The organism is Streptomyces sp. NPDC026515, assembly GCF_055567595.1.
The window spans coordinates 541,249-557,335 of sequence record NZ_JBVHQD010000002.1 but is presented as its reverse complement, the minus strand read 5'-3'; the positions used below and the strand labels follow the sequence as shown (position 1 = coordinate 557,335).

The window sequence follows — 16,087 nt, the reverse complement described above, 5'->3', positions numbered from 1 at the left end:
GACGAGATCGGCATGGGCGACAACATCTGGCTCGGCGACCGGGACGCGGTGCGCACCCCGATGCAGTGGACACCGGACCGCAACGCCGGGTTCTCGTCCTGCGACCCGGGACGGCTCTTCCTGCCGACGATCATGGACCCGGTCCACGGCTACCAGGTCACCAACGTCGAGGCGTCGATGTCGTCCCCGTCCTCGCTGCTGCACTGGACCCGCCGCATGATCGAGATCCGTAAGCAGAATCCTGCCTTCGGACTGGGGTCCTACACCGAGCTGCAGTCGTCGAACGCGGCGGTGATCGCCTTCCTGCGGGAGTACGAGGACGACCTCGTCCTGTGTGTGCACAACTTCTCCCGGTTCGCCCAGCCCACCGAGCTGGACCTGCGGCGCTTCAACGGCCGCCATCCGGTGGAGCTGTTCGGCGGGGTGCGGTTCCCGGCCGTCGGCGAGCTGCCGTACCTGCTGACCCTGGCCGGGCACGGCTTCTACTGGTTCCGGCTGCGCGCGGACGGGTAACCGGAACCCAGGCACGGTCCACCCCGGGCGGCGACGGTTTCCGCCGGCCCGCCCGGGGCACGCATCACTCACGCCCCCGACGACCGGGGAAAGGACGTACCGCCATGGCGGAAACGGTCACCCCCTCCACGCCCCCTCTCCTCGCCTCGCTCGATCCCCTCCTGCGCGAGTGGCTGCCCCGGCAGCGCTGGTTCGCGGGCAAGGGCAGTCCGGTCACCGGCTTCACCACCGTGGCCGAGACCGAACTCCTGCCGTCGGACGGCAAGCTGGGCCTGCACCATCTGCTGGTCCGCGCCGAACAGCCGCCCGCACCCGCCGCGGCCGGCGACTGCTACCAGCTGCTCATCGGCACGCGGGAGGCGCTGCCGCCGCGGCTGGCGCCCGCGCTGATCGGCCACCTCACCGAGGGCCCGCTGGCCGGACGCACGGTGTACGACGCCCTGTACGACCCCCGCCCGGCCGAGGTGCTCCTGGAGGCCCTGCGCACCCGGGCCCGCATCGGCGGCCTGCTCTTCGAACACGCCCCCGGCACGGAGATACGCGACGGGCTGGTGGCCCGGCTCCTGACCGCCGAGCAGTCCAACTCCTCGGTCGTCTACGGAGATACGTTCATCCTGAAGCTCCTGCGGCGGGTCGTGCCCGGCGTCAACCCCGACCTGGAGCTGCCCCTGGCCCTGGCCCGCGAGGGCTGCGCCCGGGTGCCCGCCCCGACGGCGTGGCTGCGGGCGGAGCTGTCCGACGAGCCCGACGCGTCGTACGTCCTGGCCGTTCTTCAGCCCTTCGTACGCGGCGCGACCGACGGCTGGGAACTGGCCCTGCGCGAGCTGGCCAAGGGCGAGGACTTCGCGGCGGACGCACGGGCGCTGGGGCGGGCCACCGCCGAGGTGCACACCGCGCTGGCCCGGGCGCTGCCGACCGTCACCCTCGGGCACAGCCAACTGGAGTCCATGGTCGCGGGCATGACCGAGCGGCTGACGGCGGCCGCCCAGGCGGTGCCGGCGCTGCGACCGTACGAGGACGGCCTGCGCTCGGCCTACGAGGCGCTGGGGGGCCTGGCCGCCGAGGGCCGCACCTGGACCGCCCAGCGGGTGCACGGCGATCTGCATCTGGGGCAGTGCCTGCGCTCGCCGTCCGGGGAGTGGTCCCTGATCGACTTCGAGGGCGAGCCCGCCCGCCCGCTGCCCGAGCGCCGGATGCCGCAGCCGCCGGTGCGCGACATCGCGGGCATGCTGCGCTCCTTCGACTACGCGGCCCACTCGGTGACCCCGGCGGCCCGCGCCTGGGCGCGACTGTGCCGGGCGGCCTACTGCTCCGGGTACGCCGAGATCACCGGCGTCGACCCCCGCACCGACCCCGTGCTGCTGCGGGCCTGCGAGACCGACAAGGCCGTCTACGAGGTCGTCTACGAGGCCCGGCACCGCCCCGACTGGCTTGCGGTGCCCCTGTCGGCCGTGCACCGCCTCGCCACCTCCGACCCGACCTGACACCTCTCCGGGAGACGCGTCCGTGACCTCCAAGACGTCCGTATCCGTAACCGCCGACGACCGCGACCGGCTGCTGCTCGGCACGCACCACGACCCGCACTCCGTCCTGGGCGCCCATCCGGTGCCGGGCGGCGGGATAGCCGTGCGCGCGTTCCGTCCGTACGCCCGCGCGGTGACGGTGGTCGCCGGCCGGGATCTGCGGACCGGGCTGCACGACGACGGCGACGGCTTCTTCTCCGTCCTGCTCCCCCTCTCCGACGTGCCGGTCTACCGGCTGCTGGTGGAGTACGAGGGGACGGCCCAGGAGTCCGAGGACGCGTACCGCTTCCTGCCCACCCTGGGCGACCTCGACCTGCACCTGCTGGGCGAGGGCCGGCACGAGCGGCTGTGGGAGGTGCTCGGGGCGCACCCGATGACCCACCAGGGCGTGTCCGGCACGCGTTTCTCGGTGTGGGCGCCGAACGCGCGGGGCGTCCGGCTGGCCGGCGGTTTCAACTTCTGGGACGGCACCGGGTACCCGATGCGCTCGCTCGGCTCCTCCGGGGTCTGGGAGCTGTTCGTGCCGGGCGTCGGCGCCGGCGAGCTGTACAAGTTCGAGATCACCCGCCCGGACGGCTCCCGCACCCTGCGGGCCGACCCGCTGGCCCGGCGTACCGAGGTGCCGCCCAGCACGTCGTCCATCGTGGACGCGTCCCGGCACGAGTGGGCCGACGAGGAGTGGATGACGCACCGGGCCGACATCCCCGTGCACGAGGCCCCCTTCTCGGTCTACGAGGTGCACCTGCCGTCCTGGCGCCCGGGTCTGACCTACCGCGACCTGGCCGAGCAGCTCCCGCGCTACGTCGGTGACCTGGGCTTCACGCATGTGGAGCTGATGCCGGTCGCCGAGCACCCCTTCGGCGGCTCCTGGGGCTACCAGGTCACCGGCTTCTACGCGCCGACGGCCCGCCTCGGCACCCCCGACGACTTCAAGTACCTGGTCGACGCCCTGCACCGGGCGGGCATCGGGGTGCTGATGGACTGGGTGCCCGCGCACTTCCCGCGGGACGACTGGGCGCTGGCGGAGTTCGACGGACGGCCGCTGTACGAGCACTCGGACCCGCTCCGGGCGGCCCACCCCGACTGGGGCACCCTGGAGTTCGACTTCGGACGCCGGGAGGTGCGCAACTTCCTGGTGGCGAACGCGGTGTACTGGTGCGAGGAGTTCCACATCGACGGGCTGCGGGTGGACGCGGTCGCCTCGATGCTCTACCTCGACTACTCGCGCGAGCCGGGCCAGTGGACGCCGAACGAGCACGGCGGCCGGGAGAACCTGGACGCGGTGGCGTTCCTCCAGGAGATGAACGCGACGGTCTACCGGCAGGTGCCGGGTGTGGTCACGATCGCCGAGGAGTCGACTGCCTGGGAGGGGGTGACCCGCCCCACCGACAGCGGGGGGCTCGGCTTCGGCCTGAAGTGGAACATGGGCTGGATGCACGACTCGCTGGAGTACATGGCCCACGAGCCGGTCCACCGCAGGTACCACCACCACGAGATGACCTTCTCGATGGTGTACGCCTACAGCGAGAACTACGTGCTGCCCATCTCCCACGACGAGGTCGTGCACGGCAAGCGCTCGCTGGTCTCCAAGATGCCCGGCGACTGGTGGCAGCAGCGTGCCAACCTCCGTGCCTACCTGGGCTTCATGTGGGCCCACCCCGGCAAACAGCTGCTCTTCATGGGCCAGGAGTTCGCCCAGGGCGCGGAGTGGTCCGAGGCCCACGGCCCCGACTGGTGGCTGCTGGACCCGGCCTACGGCGCCGAGGCCGACCACCGGGGCGTGCGCGACCTGGTCCGCGACCTCAACACCGTCTACCGGGAGACCCCCGCCCTGTGGCAGCGGGACACCTCCGTCGCCGGCTTCCAGTGGATCGCGGGCGACGCGGCCGAGGACAACGTCTTCGCGTTCCTGAGGTACGACGCCGAGGGCGCTCCGCTCCTCGCGGTCTCCAACCTCGCCCCGGTGGTCCGCGCCGACTACCGCCTGGGCGTCCCGGACGAGGTGCCCGCCTGGCACGAGGCCCTCAACTCGGACGCGGCCCGGTACGGCGGCAGCGGCATCACCAACCCCGACCCGGTGAAGCCGGAACACCAGCCGTCCCACGGCCGCGCCGCGAGCATCCGCCTGACCCTGCCCCCGCTGGCTACGGTGTGGCTGCGGCCTGCCTGAGCCCGTCCGGGAGCGGGCCGGTGTGCAGCACGCCCAGGCGCTGGGTGGCCCGGGTCAGCGCCACGTACAGGTCGCTGGTGCCGTAGCGGCCCGGTTCGACCACCAGGACCGAGTCGAACTCCAGGCCCTTGGCCTGGCGCGGGTCCAGGAGCACGACCGCCCGGGTCAGGTCGGGTTCGGTGCCGGGCGTGACGCCGTCCAGGCGGGCCGCGAGGGCGCGGTGCAGGTCACGGGGTGCGATCACGGCCAGGCGGCCCTCGGCGGGGGTCAGTTCGGCCACCGCCTTCCCGACGGCGCCGGGCAGGTCGTCGTGGGCCTGCCGGATCCACGGGGTCACACCCGTGGACCGTACCGAGCTCGGGGGCTCGAAGGCGGGGTTCTCGGCACGGACCACGGCCGCCGCGAGGTCCATGATCTCGGACGGGGTGCGGTAGTTGACGCCGAGGCGGGTGTGCTCCCAGCGGTCCTCGACGTAGGGGCGCAGGATGTCGTCCCACGCGCCGACTCCCGCCGCCTCCGCGGTCTGGGCGGGGTCGCCGACCAGGGTCATCGAGCGGGTCGGGCTGCGGCGCATCAGCAGCCGCCAGGCCATCGGCGACAGCTCCTGCGCCTCGTCGACGATGATGTGCCCGAAGGCCCAGGTGCGGTCGGCCGCCGCGCGTTCGGCCGCGCTGCGGAAGTCCTCCTCCTCGTGGCGCTCGGCGAAGCGTTCGGCGTCGATGATGTGGTGCGCGGACAGGACCTCCGAGGCGTCGGGGTCGCTGTCCTCCTTGTCGTCGAACTCGTAGGTCCGGGAGGCGTAGGAGACGTCGAGGACGCCCTGCGCGTAGGCGATCTGGGTCTCCCGTTCACGATCGGCGCGGGCCCGGGCGACCCGCTCGTCGACGCCCAGCAGCTCGGCCGCCTCGTCGAGCAGGGGTACGTCGGAGACGGTCCAGGCCCGGGTGACCGGGCGCCGGATCGCGGCCGCGTCCTCCGCGCCGAGACGGCCCTCGGGAGCGGCGAGGAAGTCGGCGACCAGGCGCTGCGGGGTCAGCCGCGGCCACAGCCGTTCGACGGCGGACCAGACCTCCGGGTTCTCGGCGAGGTCGTCGCGGATCTGGGTGATGTCGGAGGCGTCCAGCAGGCTGCTGCCGTCGAAGGGGTCGGTGCCGACCCGCTCCGCGTACAGCTCGGTGAGCGTGTTCAGGATGTGCCCCTCGAAGTACTCGCGGGCCACGTTGTGCGGGAGCCCGGCGGCCCGGGTGCGCTCGCGGGCCATGTTGACCAGGCCGTCGTCGAGCATCAGCACCTCCCGGTCGTGCTCGACGGCGATGACGGGGTCGGGCAGCGCCTGCCGGTCCCGTACGACGGCGGCGAGCACGTCGGCCATGTCGGCGCGGCCCTTGACGGCGGCCGCCTGCGGGGTGTCGGCCGCCGTGGCCTTCACGCCCGGGTACAGCTCGCCGACCGTCGCCAGCAGCACGCCGGTCTCGCCGAGCGAGGGCAGCACCTCGCCGATGTAACCGAGGAAGGCCGGGTTGGGCCCGACGATGAGCACGGCCCGCTTGGCGAGCAGTTCCCGGTGCTCGTAGAGGAGATAGGCGGCCCGGTGCAGCGCGACCGCGGTCTTGCCCGTCCCCGGCCCGCCCTCGACCACCAGGATCCCGCGGTGCGGCGCCCGGATGATCTCGTCCTGCTCGGCCTGGATGGTCTGCACGATGTCGTTCATCCGGCCGGTGCGGGCCGAGTCGAGGGCGGCGAGCAGCACCGCGTCGCCCGACGGGTCCTCGTGGCCGGTGCGCTCCCGGTCGCCGAGGTCGAGGATCTCGTCGTGCAGGGAGGCGACCCTGCGGCCGTCGGTGGCGATGTGCCGGCGCCGGCGCAGGCCCATCGGGGTGTGGCCGGTGGCCAGGTAGAAGGGGCGGGCGACCGCGGCGCGCCAGTCGATGAGGAGCGGGGTGCGCTCGGCGTCGTCCCGGCGCAGTCCGATCCGGCCGATGTGGTGCTTCGTACCGGAGGTCAGGTCGATCCGGCCGAAGCACAGCGAGCCGTCCACGGCGTCCAGCGCGGCCAGCAGCCCGGACCGTTCGGCGACCAGGATGTCCCGCTCCAGCCGGGCCTGCATCGGCTTGTCGCCGAGGGAGAGGGCGTCCGCGACCGAGGCCTCGGTGTCGCCGCGCAGCGCGTCCACCCGTGCGTACAGTCCGTCGATGAATTCCTGCTCGTGCCGCAATTCATCGTCCGGAAATTCGGTGTTTGACAATTCCGCTCCCGCCCGGATATACTGTGCCCACTGAACTTCTTCGCGACCTCATCGATTTCATTGTCGGTCTGAAGTCACGAACTCCTGAATATACGCAAAGAAATCCCCCGGGCGCAATTGCCGGGGGATTTCTTGTGTACGGGGTGAGCTCAGAGGACCTCGGACAGCTCCTCCAGGAGGCGCCGCTTGGGCCGCGCTCCCACCATCGCCTTCACCGGCTCGCCGTCCCGGAACACCATGAACGTCGGCATCGACAGCACCTTGTAGGCGTTCGTCGTCTCCGGGTTGTGGTCCACGTCCAGCTGGACCACCTTCAGCCGTTCCCCCTCCTGCGCCGCGAGGGCCGTGAGCACCGGCGCCATCTGCCGGCACGGCGGGCACCAGTCGGCGGTGAACTCCACCAGCACCGGCCCCGCCGCCCCGATCACCTCCGCCGCGAAGTCCGCGTCCGTCACCTCGGCCACACCCGCTGCCCTGGTCATCCGCCGTCCCCTCCCAGCTCGCACACCGGTTCCGGACCACCCGGAACCTCCGACTCGACGGCCAGCCGGTGACGCGCCGGCTCGGCCCGCTCCAACTGCGCCCCGACCTCGGCCCGAACGGCCTGCAACTCGCCGATGAGCGAGTCCAGCTCCGCCAGCTTGCGCCGGTAGACCGCGAGCGACGCCGGGCAGGTGTCGCCCTGCGGGTGCCCGGCCCGCAGGCACTCCACGAACGGCCGGGTCTCCTCCAGCTCGAAGCCGAAGTCCTGGAGGGTCCGGATCTGCGTGAGCAGCTTGAGATCGCTCTCGTCGTAGGTCCGGTGGCCGTTGTGGGAGCGGCGTGCGGGCAGCAGCCCGCGCGCCTCGTAGTAGCGCAGGGTGCGTGTGGTGGTACCGGCCCGTGCGGCCAGCTCGCCGATTCGCATGGGTACGACGGTAGGCCTTGACGCCGACGTCAAGGCAAGCTCGGCTGCACCCCGGCGGATTCCTCGACCTCCAGCAGGGAGGCGCTGTGCCGTTCCTCGTCGAAGGCCCGGCGGCCGCCCCGCAGCCCGAACAGCCGCTTGGCGAGGGCGATGTAGAGCACCGCGACGATGTTGAGGACCAGGGTGGCGATCTTCAGGTAGCTCACCTTCTCGGTCAGTTCCCAGATCTCCAGCGGCAGGAAGGCGGCGGTGGCGACCACCGTGAGGTACTCCGCCCACCTCTTGGCGTACCAGAGCCCGACCGCCTCGACGAGTTCGATCAGCGCGTACGCCAGCAGCAGCCCGGCCACCAGCAGCAGCGTGGAGTGCTTGTAGCCGAAGGCCCTCTGTATGGAGCCGACGACCGGTGAGTGGTCGAGGTCGTAGTGGAAGTGCTTGAAGACCGGCCGGAAGGTGTCCAGGTACTCGTTGAAGAGCCGGCGCACCGCGTCCTGGCTGTTGCTGAACTTCCACACCGCGACCGCGACGAGCACGATGAACACCCCGCGCACGGCCCGCTCGATCGCCAGGAACCGCAGGATGAACAGGTCCCGCAGCACCTTCCCGCGCGGCACCAGCGGGGCGTCGGCCGCCGGGCCCGAGCCGTGCGGCTCGCCGAGCGCGAAGTCGCCGCAGCGCAGGCAGCGCCAGGCCTCGCCGACCGCGGTCTGGGCGTGCAGCCGTACCCGCAGCCGCGGGTCGTCGGGGGCGTAGGTCACATGCCCCTTGCGCGCGCAGTGCCGACGGTCCCAGTCGATCTTCATCCCCCGTGCCTCCTGCCAGGAATGCCAACGTGCCTTTCCGGTTGGCCCGGAGCGGCACGTTAGTGGATACGGCTGACGAGTGCCGGTCAGGGATCAGTGCGCCCCGCTCTCCGCCGGCTCCCGCTCCTCGGCCCGAGCCTCCCGCTCCGCCTTCTCACGCCCCGGCAGCAGCACCGCCACCAGTACGGTCCCGATACCCAGCACGATCGCGCCGACCAGGCTGGTGTGGGCCACCGCGGAGGCGAAGGAGGAACCGACGGCGTCCGTCATCTGCCGGGCCCCCTCGGCCAGTTGCTGCGCCTGCGCCTTCAGCTGGGCGGCCTGCTGCGGGTCGGTGGCCTGCGCGGCCCGGGCGGCCGTCCGCCTGGCCTGCTCGCCGATGCCCTGGGCGACCGCGTAACCGGCGCCGACCGAGTCCTGCGCGGTGGCCAGCGCGCTCGCGGGCAGTTCGCCGGCGTCGGCGGCGTCGGTGAGGTGGCTGCCGTACGAGGTGGCGAGCAGCGAGCCGAGGACGGCGATGCCGAGGGAGCCGCCCAGTTCCAGCGAGGTGTCGTTGACGGCGCCGCCGACGCCCAGTTCGGACTCCGGGAAGGCGCCCATGATCGCGTCCGTGCAGGGCGAGAGCGCGAGGCCGATGGCCAGTCCGAGGATGATCAGCGGCGCCACGAACTCCCCGTACCCCGAGCCGGCGTCCACCCGGGTGAGCAGGGCGAGTGCGGTCGTCCCGCCGGCCATCCCCGCGGTGACCGTCCACTTCATGCCGACGCGCGGGGTGAGCCAGCCGGTGAGGGCCGAGCCGGCGAAGACCGCCCCGGCCAGCGGGAGCATGCGGACGCCGGTGCCAAGGGCGTCGTGGCCGAGGACGAACTGGAGGTGCTGGGTGAGGTAGTAGAAGGCGCCGAAGACGGCCAGGAAGAACAGGGCGACGGCGAGGTTGGAGCCGGCGAAGCGGCGGTGGGTGAAGCGGCGGACGTCCAGGACCGGATGCGGGTGGCGCAGCTCCCACAGGACGAAGGCGACGAGGCCGGCGCCCGCGACCACGGCCGCGGTGACCGCCCTGACGCCCCAGCCGAAGTGCGGCCCTTCGATGATCATGTAGACCAGCGAGCCGGTCCACAGCACGGAGAGCAGGCCGCCCACGTAGTCGATGCGATCGTGGTGACCGGCCTTGCTCGGCGGCACGAGGACCAGCGCGCCGACGACGGCGACGGCCGCGACGGGCACGTTGATGAGGAAGGTCGAGGACCAGCCGTGGTCGCGCAGCAGGGCGCCGGCGACCACCGGCCCGGCGGCGATGGCGAGCCCGGCGGTGGCGGTCCAGAGCGTGATCGCCTTGACCCGCTCGGTCCGCGGGAAGGTCGCGGCCAGCAGGGAGAGCGTCGCCGGCATGATCAGCGCGGCGCCGGTGCCCATCACCGCGCGGGCCGCGATCACGGTCGCCGCGCTGTCGGCGAGGTAGCCGAGGACGGCGCCACCGCCGAACACCACCAGCCCCACGAGCAGGGCCCCGCGGCGGCTGTACTTGTCGCCGATCGCGCCGAGCAGCAGCATCAGGGCGGCGTACGGAACGGTGTACCCGTCGATGACCCACTGCAGGTCGGCACTGCCGAGCCCGAGGTCGGCGGTCATGTCGGGCGCCGCCACCGTGAGGGCGGTGTTGGCCATCACGATGACCAGCAGGCTCAGGCAGAGCACCAGCAGCGCCCACCAGCGGCGCGGATACGGCCGCGCCGTCGTCTCGACCGGGTCCTTCATGACGAGTCGCATGACAGGGATCGCCTTCCTCACGCGTCCGGTGCCGTCCGATGCACAGGACGGGACTTGCACATCGCCGTGCAATTGCACAACCATGCGCAATGTAGGGGATCTGCACAGCACTGTGCAAACGAACGGGGTGAAGCACGTGCGCGGAGGCGGCGGGCCCCGCTGCGGGCCAGGCACAATGGCAGCCATGACCACGGGCAACCCCTCCCGCGCCGACCTGAACCGGCGCCGCATCCTGGACGTCGCCCTCGCCGAGCTGCTGCGCGACCCCGATGCCTCGATGGACCAGATCGCGCGCGCGGCAGGGGTCGTACGGCGGACCGTGTACGGGCATTTCCCGAGCCGGGAGGCGCTGATCGGCACTCTCGTCGACGGCGCGGTGGAGGCGCTGACGGCCGCCGACGAGAGAGCCGGCCGCGAGACGGCGGACCCGGCGGAGGCGGTGGCCCGCTCGGTCCTCGCCGTCTGGGAGATCGCCGACCGCTACCGGCTGCTGATCGGCCTCGCCCAGCGCACGGTGACCATGCAGGGCATCCGCGACCGTCTCACCCCCCTGCGCGAGAAGAAGGTGGAGCTGCTGCAACGCGGGCTCGACGAGGGCCACTTCAGCTCACCGCTGCCGGCACCGGCCCTGGCGTACGTGCACGAGCAGCTGTTGTTCGCGGTGATGGAGGCGGTCAACGACGGCCTCCTCGACGCGAAGGAGGCGGGCCGCTCCGCCGCCGTCAGCGCACTGACGGCGGCGGGCGTACCCGCCTCCAGGGCCACGCCGCTGGTGGCCGAGTTGAGCGACTAGGTCGTGTTGCGAAAGTCCCGTCGTTCGTCCGAAGGGCGGGCCGTGCGGCGTCAGGCGCGTACTCTCCGCGTGCCGGGCGGAAGTCCTCGTACTGGATGTACTCGGGCTTTCGCCCGGTGCGGCGAGCGTGCGTGCACGGCGTCGCACCGCAGACGGGACTTTCGCAACACGCCCTGGCCGGGCCGGGCTCCGGGCGGCCGAACGGGGGGAGTTGCCGGCCGCCCGGAGGCTTCGGCCGGACGCCCGGCCCCGGTTCAGGCGGGGCCGGGCGTCCGACGGTTCGGAAGTGCCCCGAAGGGGGCGCCGGGGGTACCCCGGCCGGAGGCTGGGGGAGGAACCGCGCGACCAGCCACCCGCGACCGGCACCCGCGGATCCGCAGCAGCCCGGCAGATCGCTCAGGCCTTCGCCAGCTCCTCCCGCTGCTCGGGCAGTTCGGGCGTCCCCTGCTCCCCGTCGTCCAGCAGCGTCTTCTCGTCGAACGGCAGCTCACCCGCGAGCACCAGCCGCACGCGCCCCTTGTCGATCTCCTTCGTCCACGTGCCGATCAGCACCGTGGCGACCGCGTTGCCGGCGAAGTTCGTCAGCGCGCGGGCCTCGCTCATGAACCGGTCGATGCCGACGATCAGGCCGACGCCGTCCACCAGCGCGGGCTTGTGCGACTGCAGACCACCGGCCAGCGTGGCCAGACCGGCGCCGCTGACACCCGCCGCGCCCTTGGAGGCCAGCAGCAGGAAGAGCAGCAGCGGGACCTGCTCGCCGACCGACATCGGCGTACCGAGGGCGTCGGCGATGTAGAGCGAGGCCATGGTCATGTAGATCATGGTGCCGTCGAGGTTGAAGGAGTACCCCGTCGGCACGGTGATGCCGACGACCGGCTTGCTGACGCCCAGGTGCTCCATCTTCGCGATGAGCCGCGGCAGCGCGGACTCGGAGGAGGAGGTGGACAGGATCAGCAGGAACTCGCGGGCGAGGTATTTGAACAGGGAGAAGATGTTCAGGCCGGCGATGGCCCGGAGCATCGCGCCCAGCACCACGAAGACGAACAGCACGCAGGTGACGTAGAAGCCGAGCATCAGCACGGCGAGGCTCTTGAGCGCGTCGAGCCCGGCGGAGCCGACGACGGCGGCGATGGCCCCGAACGCACCGATCGGCGCGGCCCACATGATCATGCCCAGGATGCGGAAGACGAGCCGCTGGATGTGCTCGACGCCCCGCAGCACGGGCTGCCCGGCCGACCCCATGGCCTGCAGCGCGAACCCGGCGAGCAGCGCGATCAGCAGCGTCTGCAGCACCTGGCCCTCGGTGAAGGCGGAGACGAACGTGGTCGGAATGATCGAGAGCACGAAGTCGACGCCGCCGAGCGCCTCGGAGTCCACCTGGGCGTGCCCGGTGGCCTTCAGGGCGTTGGTGATGTGCAGCCCGTCACCGGGGTGCAGGATGTTGCCGACGACCAGGCCGATGGTGAGCGCGACCAGCGACATCACCAGGAAGTAGCCGAGCGCGATACCGCCGACGGCACCGACCTTGGCGGCCTTCCGTACGGATCCGATCCCGAGCACGATCGTGCAGAAGATGATCGGCGAGATCATCATCTTGATCAGGTTGACGAAACCGGTACCGAGGGGCTTGAGCTCGACGCCGGCGTCGGGCCAGATGAGCCCCACGGCGATGCCCAGGGCCACCGCGACGATCACGGCGATGTACAGGTAATGGGTACGGTCCCGCTTCGCAGCGGGAGCGGCAGGTGCCGTACTGGGGGTGCTTGCGGCGGCCACGGCTGCCCTCCTTGACGTCTTCGTCGGCATCACCGGCGTGCGGCTCACGTCCGGGGGATATGGGGGTTGCGGTGACTATCTCCCGCCCTGTGAGCCCGGTCACCCTTCCGTTCATTTAGTTCATCGCCGACCCGGGAGGCACACTGCTGACATGCGCGTCCCGACCGTCCCCCGCCCCCGCAGCCTGGCCGGGCAGCTCTTCGCCATGCAGGCCGTGCTGATAGCGGTGCTGGTCGCCGGGTACGCGCTGTTCACCTACGTCAGCGACCGCCACCAGGCCCAGGAGGCGGCCGCCCGGCAGGCGGCGGCGGTGGCCCGGTCGGTCGCCGACGCGCCCTCGGTCCGTGCCGCGATCCACACCCCCGACCCGAGCGCCGAGTTGCAGCCGTACGCCCTCCAGGTCATGCGGGACACCGAGGTCGACTTCGTCACGATCATGACCGCGGACGGCATCCGCTGGACCCACCCCGACAAGAACGAGATCGGCCGGCACTACCTGGGCCACATCGAGGCGGCCCAGCACGGCCACACCTTCAGCGAGACCTACAAGGGCACCCTCGGCCCCTCGGTGCGCACGGTGACGCCGATCCTGGACAACGGCCGGGTGATCGGCCTGGTGAGCGCCGGCATCAGGGTGGAGGCGATCAGCCAGCGGGTCCAGGAGCAGGTGACGGCGCTGCTCGGGGTGGCGGCGGGCGCGCTGGCGCTGGGCGCGATCGGGACGTACGTGATCAACGCGCGCCTGCGCCGCCACACGCACAACATGAACGCGGCGGAGCTGAGCCGGATGCACGACTACCACCAGGCGGCGCTGCACGCGGTCCGCGAGGGCCTGCTGATGCTGGACGGCCAGTTCCGGGTGGCCCTGATCAACGACGGGGGCCGGGACCTGCTGGGGGTGGGCCAGGAGGGCGACGTGGTGGGCCGCTCGGTGGCCGAACTGGGTCTGCCGGCCCCGCTGACCGGCGCGCTGCTGGCCTCGGAGCCGCGAGTGGACGAGGTGCATCTGACAGCGGACCGGGTGCTGGTGCTGAACACCTCACCGGTGTCGGGCGGCGAGCGCCGCGGCACGGTGGTCACCCTCCGGGACGTCACCGAACTTCAGGCGCTGATGGGTGAGTTGGACTCGGAGCGGGGCTTCACCCAGGCGCTGCGCTCGCAGGCGCACGAGGCCGCGAACCGCCTGCACACCGTCGTCTCGCTCATCGAGCTGGGCAGGGCCTCGGAGGCCGTCGACTTCGCGACGGCGGAGCTGGAGCTGGCACAGGCGCTGACCGACCAGGTGGTGGCGGCGGTCAGCGAGCCGGTTCTCGCGGCCCTGCTGCTGGGCAAGACGGCCCAGGCGAACGAGCGGGGCGTGGAACTGGTGGTCTCGGACGAGAGCCGGCTGGATGACGGTTTGCTACCGGAGAGCCTGTCGGCGCGCGATCTGGTCACCGTCCTCGGCAACCTGATCGACAACGCGGTGGACGCGGCCCAGGGGACGGTCCGGGCGCGCGTGACGGTGACCGCGTACGCGGACGACGACGATGCCGAGCTGGTGATGAGGGTGGCGGACACGGGCGCGGGAGTGGACCCCGCGCATGCGGAACTGGTCTTCCAGCGCGGCTTCAGCACGAAACCGGCGGGACCGGGCGGGCGGGGACTGGGCCTGGCGCTGGTCCGGCAGGCGGTGAACCGGCTGGAGGGCACCCTGACCGTGACCGAGGCGCCGGAGGGCGGGGCGGTGTTCGAGGTGCGGCTGCCGCTGCGCACCTCGCCGGCGGGAGGCGGGGCCCGGTGACCGGGGAGCCGATCAGAGTCCTGGTGGTCGAGGACGACCCGGTGGCCGCGGACGCGCACGTCATGTACGTGGGCCGGGTGCCGGGGTTCGTCGCGGTGGGCAAGGCGCACACCGGGGCGGAGGCGCGCCGGATCCTCGACCGCACGCCGGTGGACCTGCTCCTCCTGGACCTGCACCTGCCGGACGTGCACGGGCTGCAGTTCGCGCGTGCGCTCCGGGCGGCCGGCCATCAGGCCGACGTCATAGCGGTGACCTCGGCGCGGGACCTGGCAGTGGTGCGGGAGGGCGTCTCGCTGGGGGTCGTCCAGTACGTCCTGAAGCCGTTCACCTTCGCGACGCTGCGCGACCGCCTGACCCGGTACGCGGAGTTCCGCGGGGCGGTGGGCGAGGCGAGCGGCCAGGACGAGGTGGACCGGGCGCTCGGCGCGCTGCGTGCGCCGTCGCCCGCGGCGCTCCCGAAGGGGCTGAGCGCGCCGACCCTGGAACGGGTCACGGTCGCCCTGCGCGAATCGGAGCAGGGCCTGACGGCCGCGGCGCTGGCGGAGAGCGTGGGCATCTCGAGGATCACGGCCCGGCGGTACCTGGAGCACCTGGTGGAGGCGGGGCGGGCGGCGCGGAGTCCCCTGTACGGGCAGGTGGGGCGGCCGGAGCTGGTCTACCGGTGGGTGCGGGGGCGGTGAGGGAGCCGGGCCCCGCCGGTGCGGCGGCCCAGAACACCGCCGGCGCGGCCAGCGGCACCGCGCGGAACGCCGTCAGGTCGATCACGGCCTGGATCGTCTTGCGGGTGCGCCGCCGGACGTCGGTCCGGTGGTGTGCCTCCCCGCCGAAGGCGGTGAAGTCCCCTTCGGCGGAGGCCGGCCGGGCGAGCCGCGGCCCCAGCTCCTCGCGCACCCGGTGCCCGATCGCCGCGATCTTCTCGTCGTTGGCCAGGTAGGTCCGTCCGAGCACCACGCACTCCGGCGGCAGCGCCGGCAGCGTCGACGCCTGCTCGGCCTGCGCCGCCGCGGCGACGACGGCCACCGCACCGAGCGTCACGTACAGCAGGCTGTCCCGGAAGCCGATCCGCGCCCGGTGCTCGTCCTTGATCGTCTGATCCTCGGCGAGCAGCAACTGCCCGACGGTGAAGCCCTGTTCGTCCGGCATTCGGCTCTCCCCCGTCCGACGGCCGCACCGACGGCGGCCACCCTGCCGCCGCCGGCCCGGCCTCGATCGACTGCGCAGGGACTCCCGTCACCCGCTCGACGCCGTCGGTGGTGCGGTCGTAGCGGTTGTCCCGGTGCAGCTTGGCCACGGTGATGATGTGCTGGACAACGTGGGCCGACAGGCCCAGCTTCGGGAGCTGCTCCTCCCAGCCTTCCGGAGGCAGGTCCACGTGGGAGACCTCACGGCCCAGCACCCGGGAGAACTCCGCCGCCGCCGGGAGGCCGACCGAGCTCGGCCCGGTCAGCTCGTGGACCTGCCCGATGTGCGGAGCGGGGCCGCGATCACGCCGCGGAGGGCTGCCCGGTCTCCGGATTCGCCGCCGGCCTCGGGCGCGAGCCCGGCCAGGCCGCCCGCTCCCGCGAGATCTACGTCGACGGCGTACGGAACCGCGCCGCCCCGCCGGCCGGCGTCGACGACGGTCTGGCCCAGTTCTGCACCCTTGTCGGCGCCCTCGCCCGCGCCACCCGCGGCAACCCGCTCTCGGAAGAACTGCTGCGGGCCGCGCACAAGGCTCTGACCGGGAATGACACCAGGGAGCAGGACCGGGTTCGGGCGAGGGGTTCTCCTGCCGCCCCCGGGAGGCGACCGGGGCCCGTCAGCGCCG

14 protein-coding genes are annotated in these 16,087 nt (G+C 72.4%); 6 read left to right on the top strand and 8 right to left on the bottom strand.

The window, feature by feature from the left end; translation table 11 throughout:
- The 3 genes from ACZ4O3_RS06000 to glgB all read left to right on the top strand — a co-directional run.
- A partial coding sequence (locus tag ACZ4O3_RS06000; RefSeq protein ID WP_467721307.1) for an alpha-glucosidase C-terminal domain-containing protein occupies nucleotides 1–513 on the top strand: 513 nt, incomplete at its 5' end.
- A 104-nt stretch (nucleotides 514–617) separates the two neighbouring features.
- Nucleotides 618–1,997, top strand: a complete 1,380-nt coding sequence (locus ACZ4O3_RS05995) for a maltokinase N-terminal cap-like domain-containing protein (protein WP_467721306.1) — start codon at nucleotides 618–620, stop codon at nucleotides 1,995–1,997.
- 22 nt (nucleotides 1,998–2,019) lie between these two features.
- A complete protein-coding gene (gene glgB, locus ACZ4O3_RS05990; protein ID WP_467721305.1) occupies nucleotides 2,020–4,206 on the top strand; it encodes a 1,4-alpha-glucan branching enzyme in 2,187 nt (728 codons plus the stop codon).
- Here glgB and ACZ4O3_RS05985 read toward each other — a convergent pair.
- From ACZ4O3_RS05985 to ACZ4O3_RS05965, 5 genes are all read right to left on the bottom strand, one after another.
- Nucleotides 4,181–6,421, bottom strand: a complete 2,241-nt coding sequence (locus ACZ4O3_RS05985; RefSeq protein ID WP_467721327.1) for a HelD family protein — start codon at nucleotides 6,419–6,421, stop codon at nucleotides 4,181–4,183. The genes glgB and ACZ4O3_RS05985 overlap by 26 nt on opposite strands.
- Nucleotides 6,422–6,600: 179 nt before the next feature.
- Nucleotides 6,601–6,933 carry a thioredoxin family protein gene (locus ACZ4O3_RS05980; protein ID WP_362729587.1) on the bottom strand — a complete coding sequence of 111 codons (333 nt, stop codon included), beginning with the start codon at nucleotides 6,931–6,933 and terminating at the stop codon, nucleotides 6,601–6,603.
- Nucleotides 6,930–7,358, bottom strand: a complete 429-nt coding sequence (locus ACZ4O3_RS05975; RefSeq protein ID WP_467721304.1) for a MerR family transcriptional regulator — start codon at nucleotides 7,356–7,358, stop codon at nucleotides 6,930–6,932. Before ACZ4O3_RS05975 ends, ACZ4O3_RS05980 begins: the two co-directional genes overlap by 4 nt.
- A gap of 29 nt (nucleotides 7,359–7,387) precedes the next feature.
- On the bottom strand, nucleotides 7,388–8,161 hold the full coding sequence (locus ACZ4O3_RS05970) for a DUF2127 domain-containing protein (protein WP_362729591.1): 774 nt from the start codon (nucleotides 8,159–8,161) through the stop codon (nucleotides 7,388–7,390).
- A 93-nt stretch (nucleotides 8,162–8,254) separates the two neighbouring features.
- Nucleotides 8,255–9,928 carry an MFS transporter gene (locus ACZ4O3_RS05965; RefSeq protein ID WP_467721302.1) on the bottom strand — a complete coding sequence of 558 codons (1,674 nt, stop codon included), beginning with the start codon at nucleotides 9,926–9,928 and terminating at the stop codon, nucleotides 8,255–8,257.
- Between the two features lie 175 nt (nucleotides 9,929–10,103).
- Here ACZ4O3_RS05965 and ACZ4O3_RS05960 point away from each other — a divergent pair, with 175 nt between their 5' ends.
- Nucleotides 10,104–10,721 carry a TetR/AcrR family transcriptional regulator gene (locus tag ACZ4O3_RS05960; RefSeq protein WP_467721301.1) on the top strand — a complete coding sequence of 206 codons (618 nt, stop codon included), beginning with the start codon at nucleotides 10,104–10,106 and terminating at the stop codon, nucleotides 10,719–10,721.
- 396 nt (nucleotides 10,722–11,117) lie between these two features.
- Here ACZ4O3_RS05960 and ACZ4O3_RS05955 read toward each other — a convergent pair whose 3' ends face one another.
- Nucleotides 11,118–12,527 (bottom strand): cation:dicarboxylate symporter family transporter, encoded by a 1,410-nt coding sequence (locus ACZ4O3_RS05955; protein ID WP_362713773.1) that lies wholly within the window; start codon nucleotides 12,525–12,527, stop codon nucleotides 11,118–11,120.
- A 121-nt stretch (nucleotides 12,528–12,648) separates the two neighbouring features.
- On the opposite strand from ACZ4O3_RS05955, the gene ACZ4O3_RS05950 reads away from it, so the two are divergent.
- Together ACZ4O3_RS05950 and ACZ4O3_RS05945 are read left to right on the top strand one after the other, a co-directional pair.
- Complete coding sequence (locus ACZ4O3_RS05950; RefSeq protein WP_362713721.1) at nucleotides 12,649–14,280, top strand: sensor histidine kinase; 1,632 nt, start codon at nucleotides 12,649–12,651, stop codon at nucleotides 14,278–14,280.
- A 62-nt stretch (nucleotides 14,281–14,342) separates the two neighbouring features.
- A complete protein-coding gene (locus tag ACZ4O3_RS05945) occupies nucleotides 14,343–14,960 on the top strand; it encodes a response regulator (protein ID WP_467721326.1) in 618 nt (205 codons plus the stop codon).
- Here the strand turns inward: ACZ4O3_RS05945 and ACZ4O3_RS05940 are convergent.
- Both ACZ4O3_RS05940 and ACZ4O3_RS05935 read right to left on the bottom strand, forming a co-directional pair.
- Nucleotides 14,845–15,423 (bottom strand): hypothetical protein, encoded by a 579-nt coding sequence (locus tag ACZ4O3_RS05940; protein ID WP_467721299.1) that lies wholly within the window; start codon nucleotides 15,421–15,423, stop codon nucleotides 14,845–14,847. The two genes, ACZ4O3_RS05945 and ACZ4O3_RS05940, sit on opposite strands and share 116 nt — an antisense overlap.
- A gap of 300 nt (nucleotides 15,424–15,723) precedes the next feature.
- Nucleotides 15,724–15,990 carry a hypothetical protein gene (locus tag ACZ4O3_RS05935; protein WP_467721298.1) on the bottom strand — a complete coding sequence of 89 codons (267 nt, stop codon included), beginning with the start codon at nucleotides 15,988–15,990 and terminating at the stop codon, nucleotides 15,724–15,726.
- Between the last annotated feature and the right edge of the window lie 97 nt (nucleotides 15,991–16,087).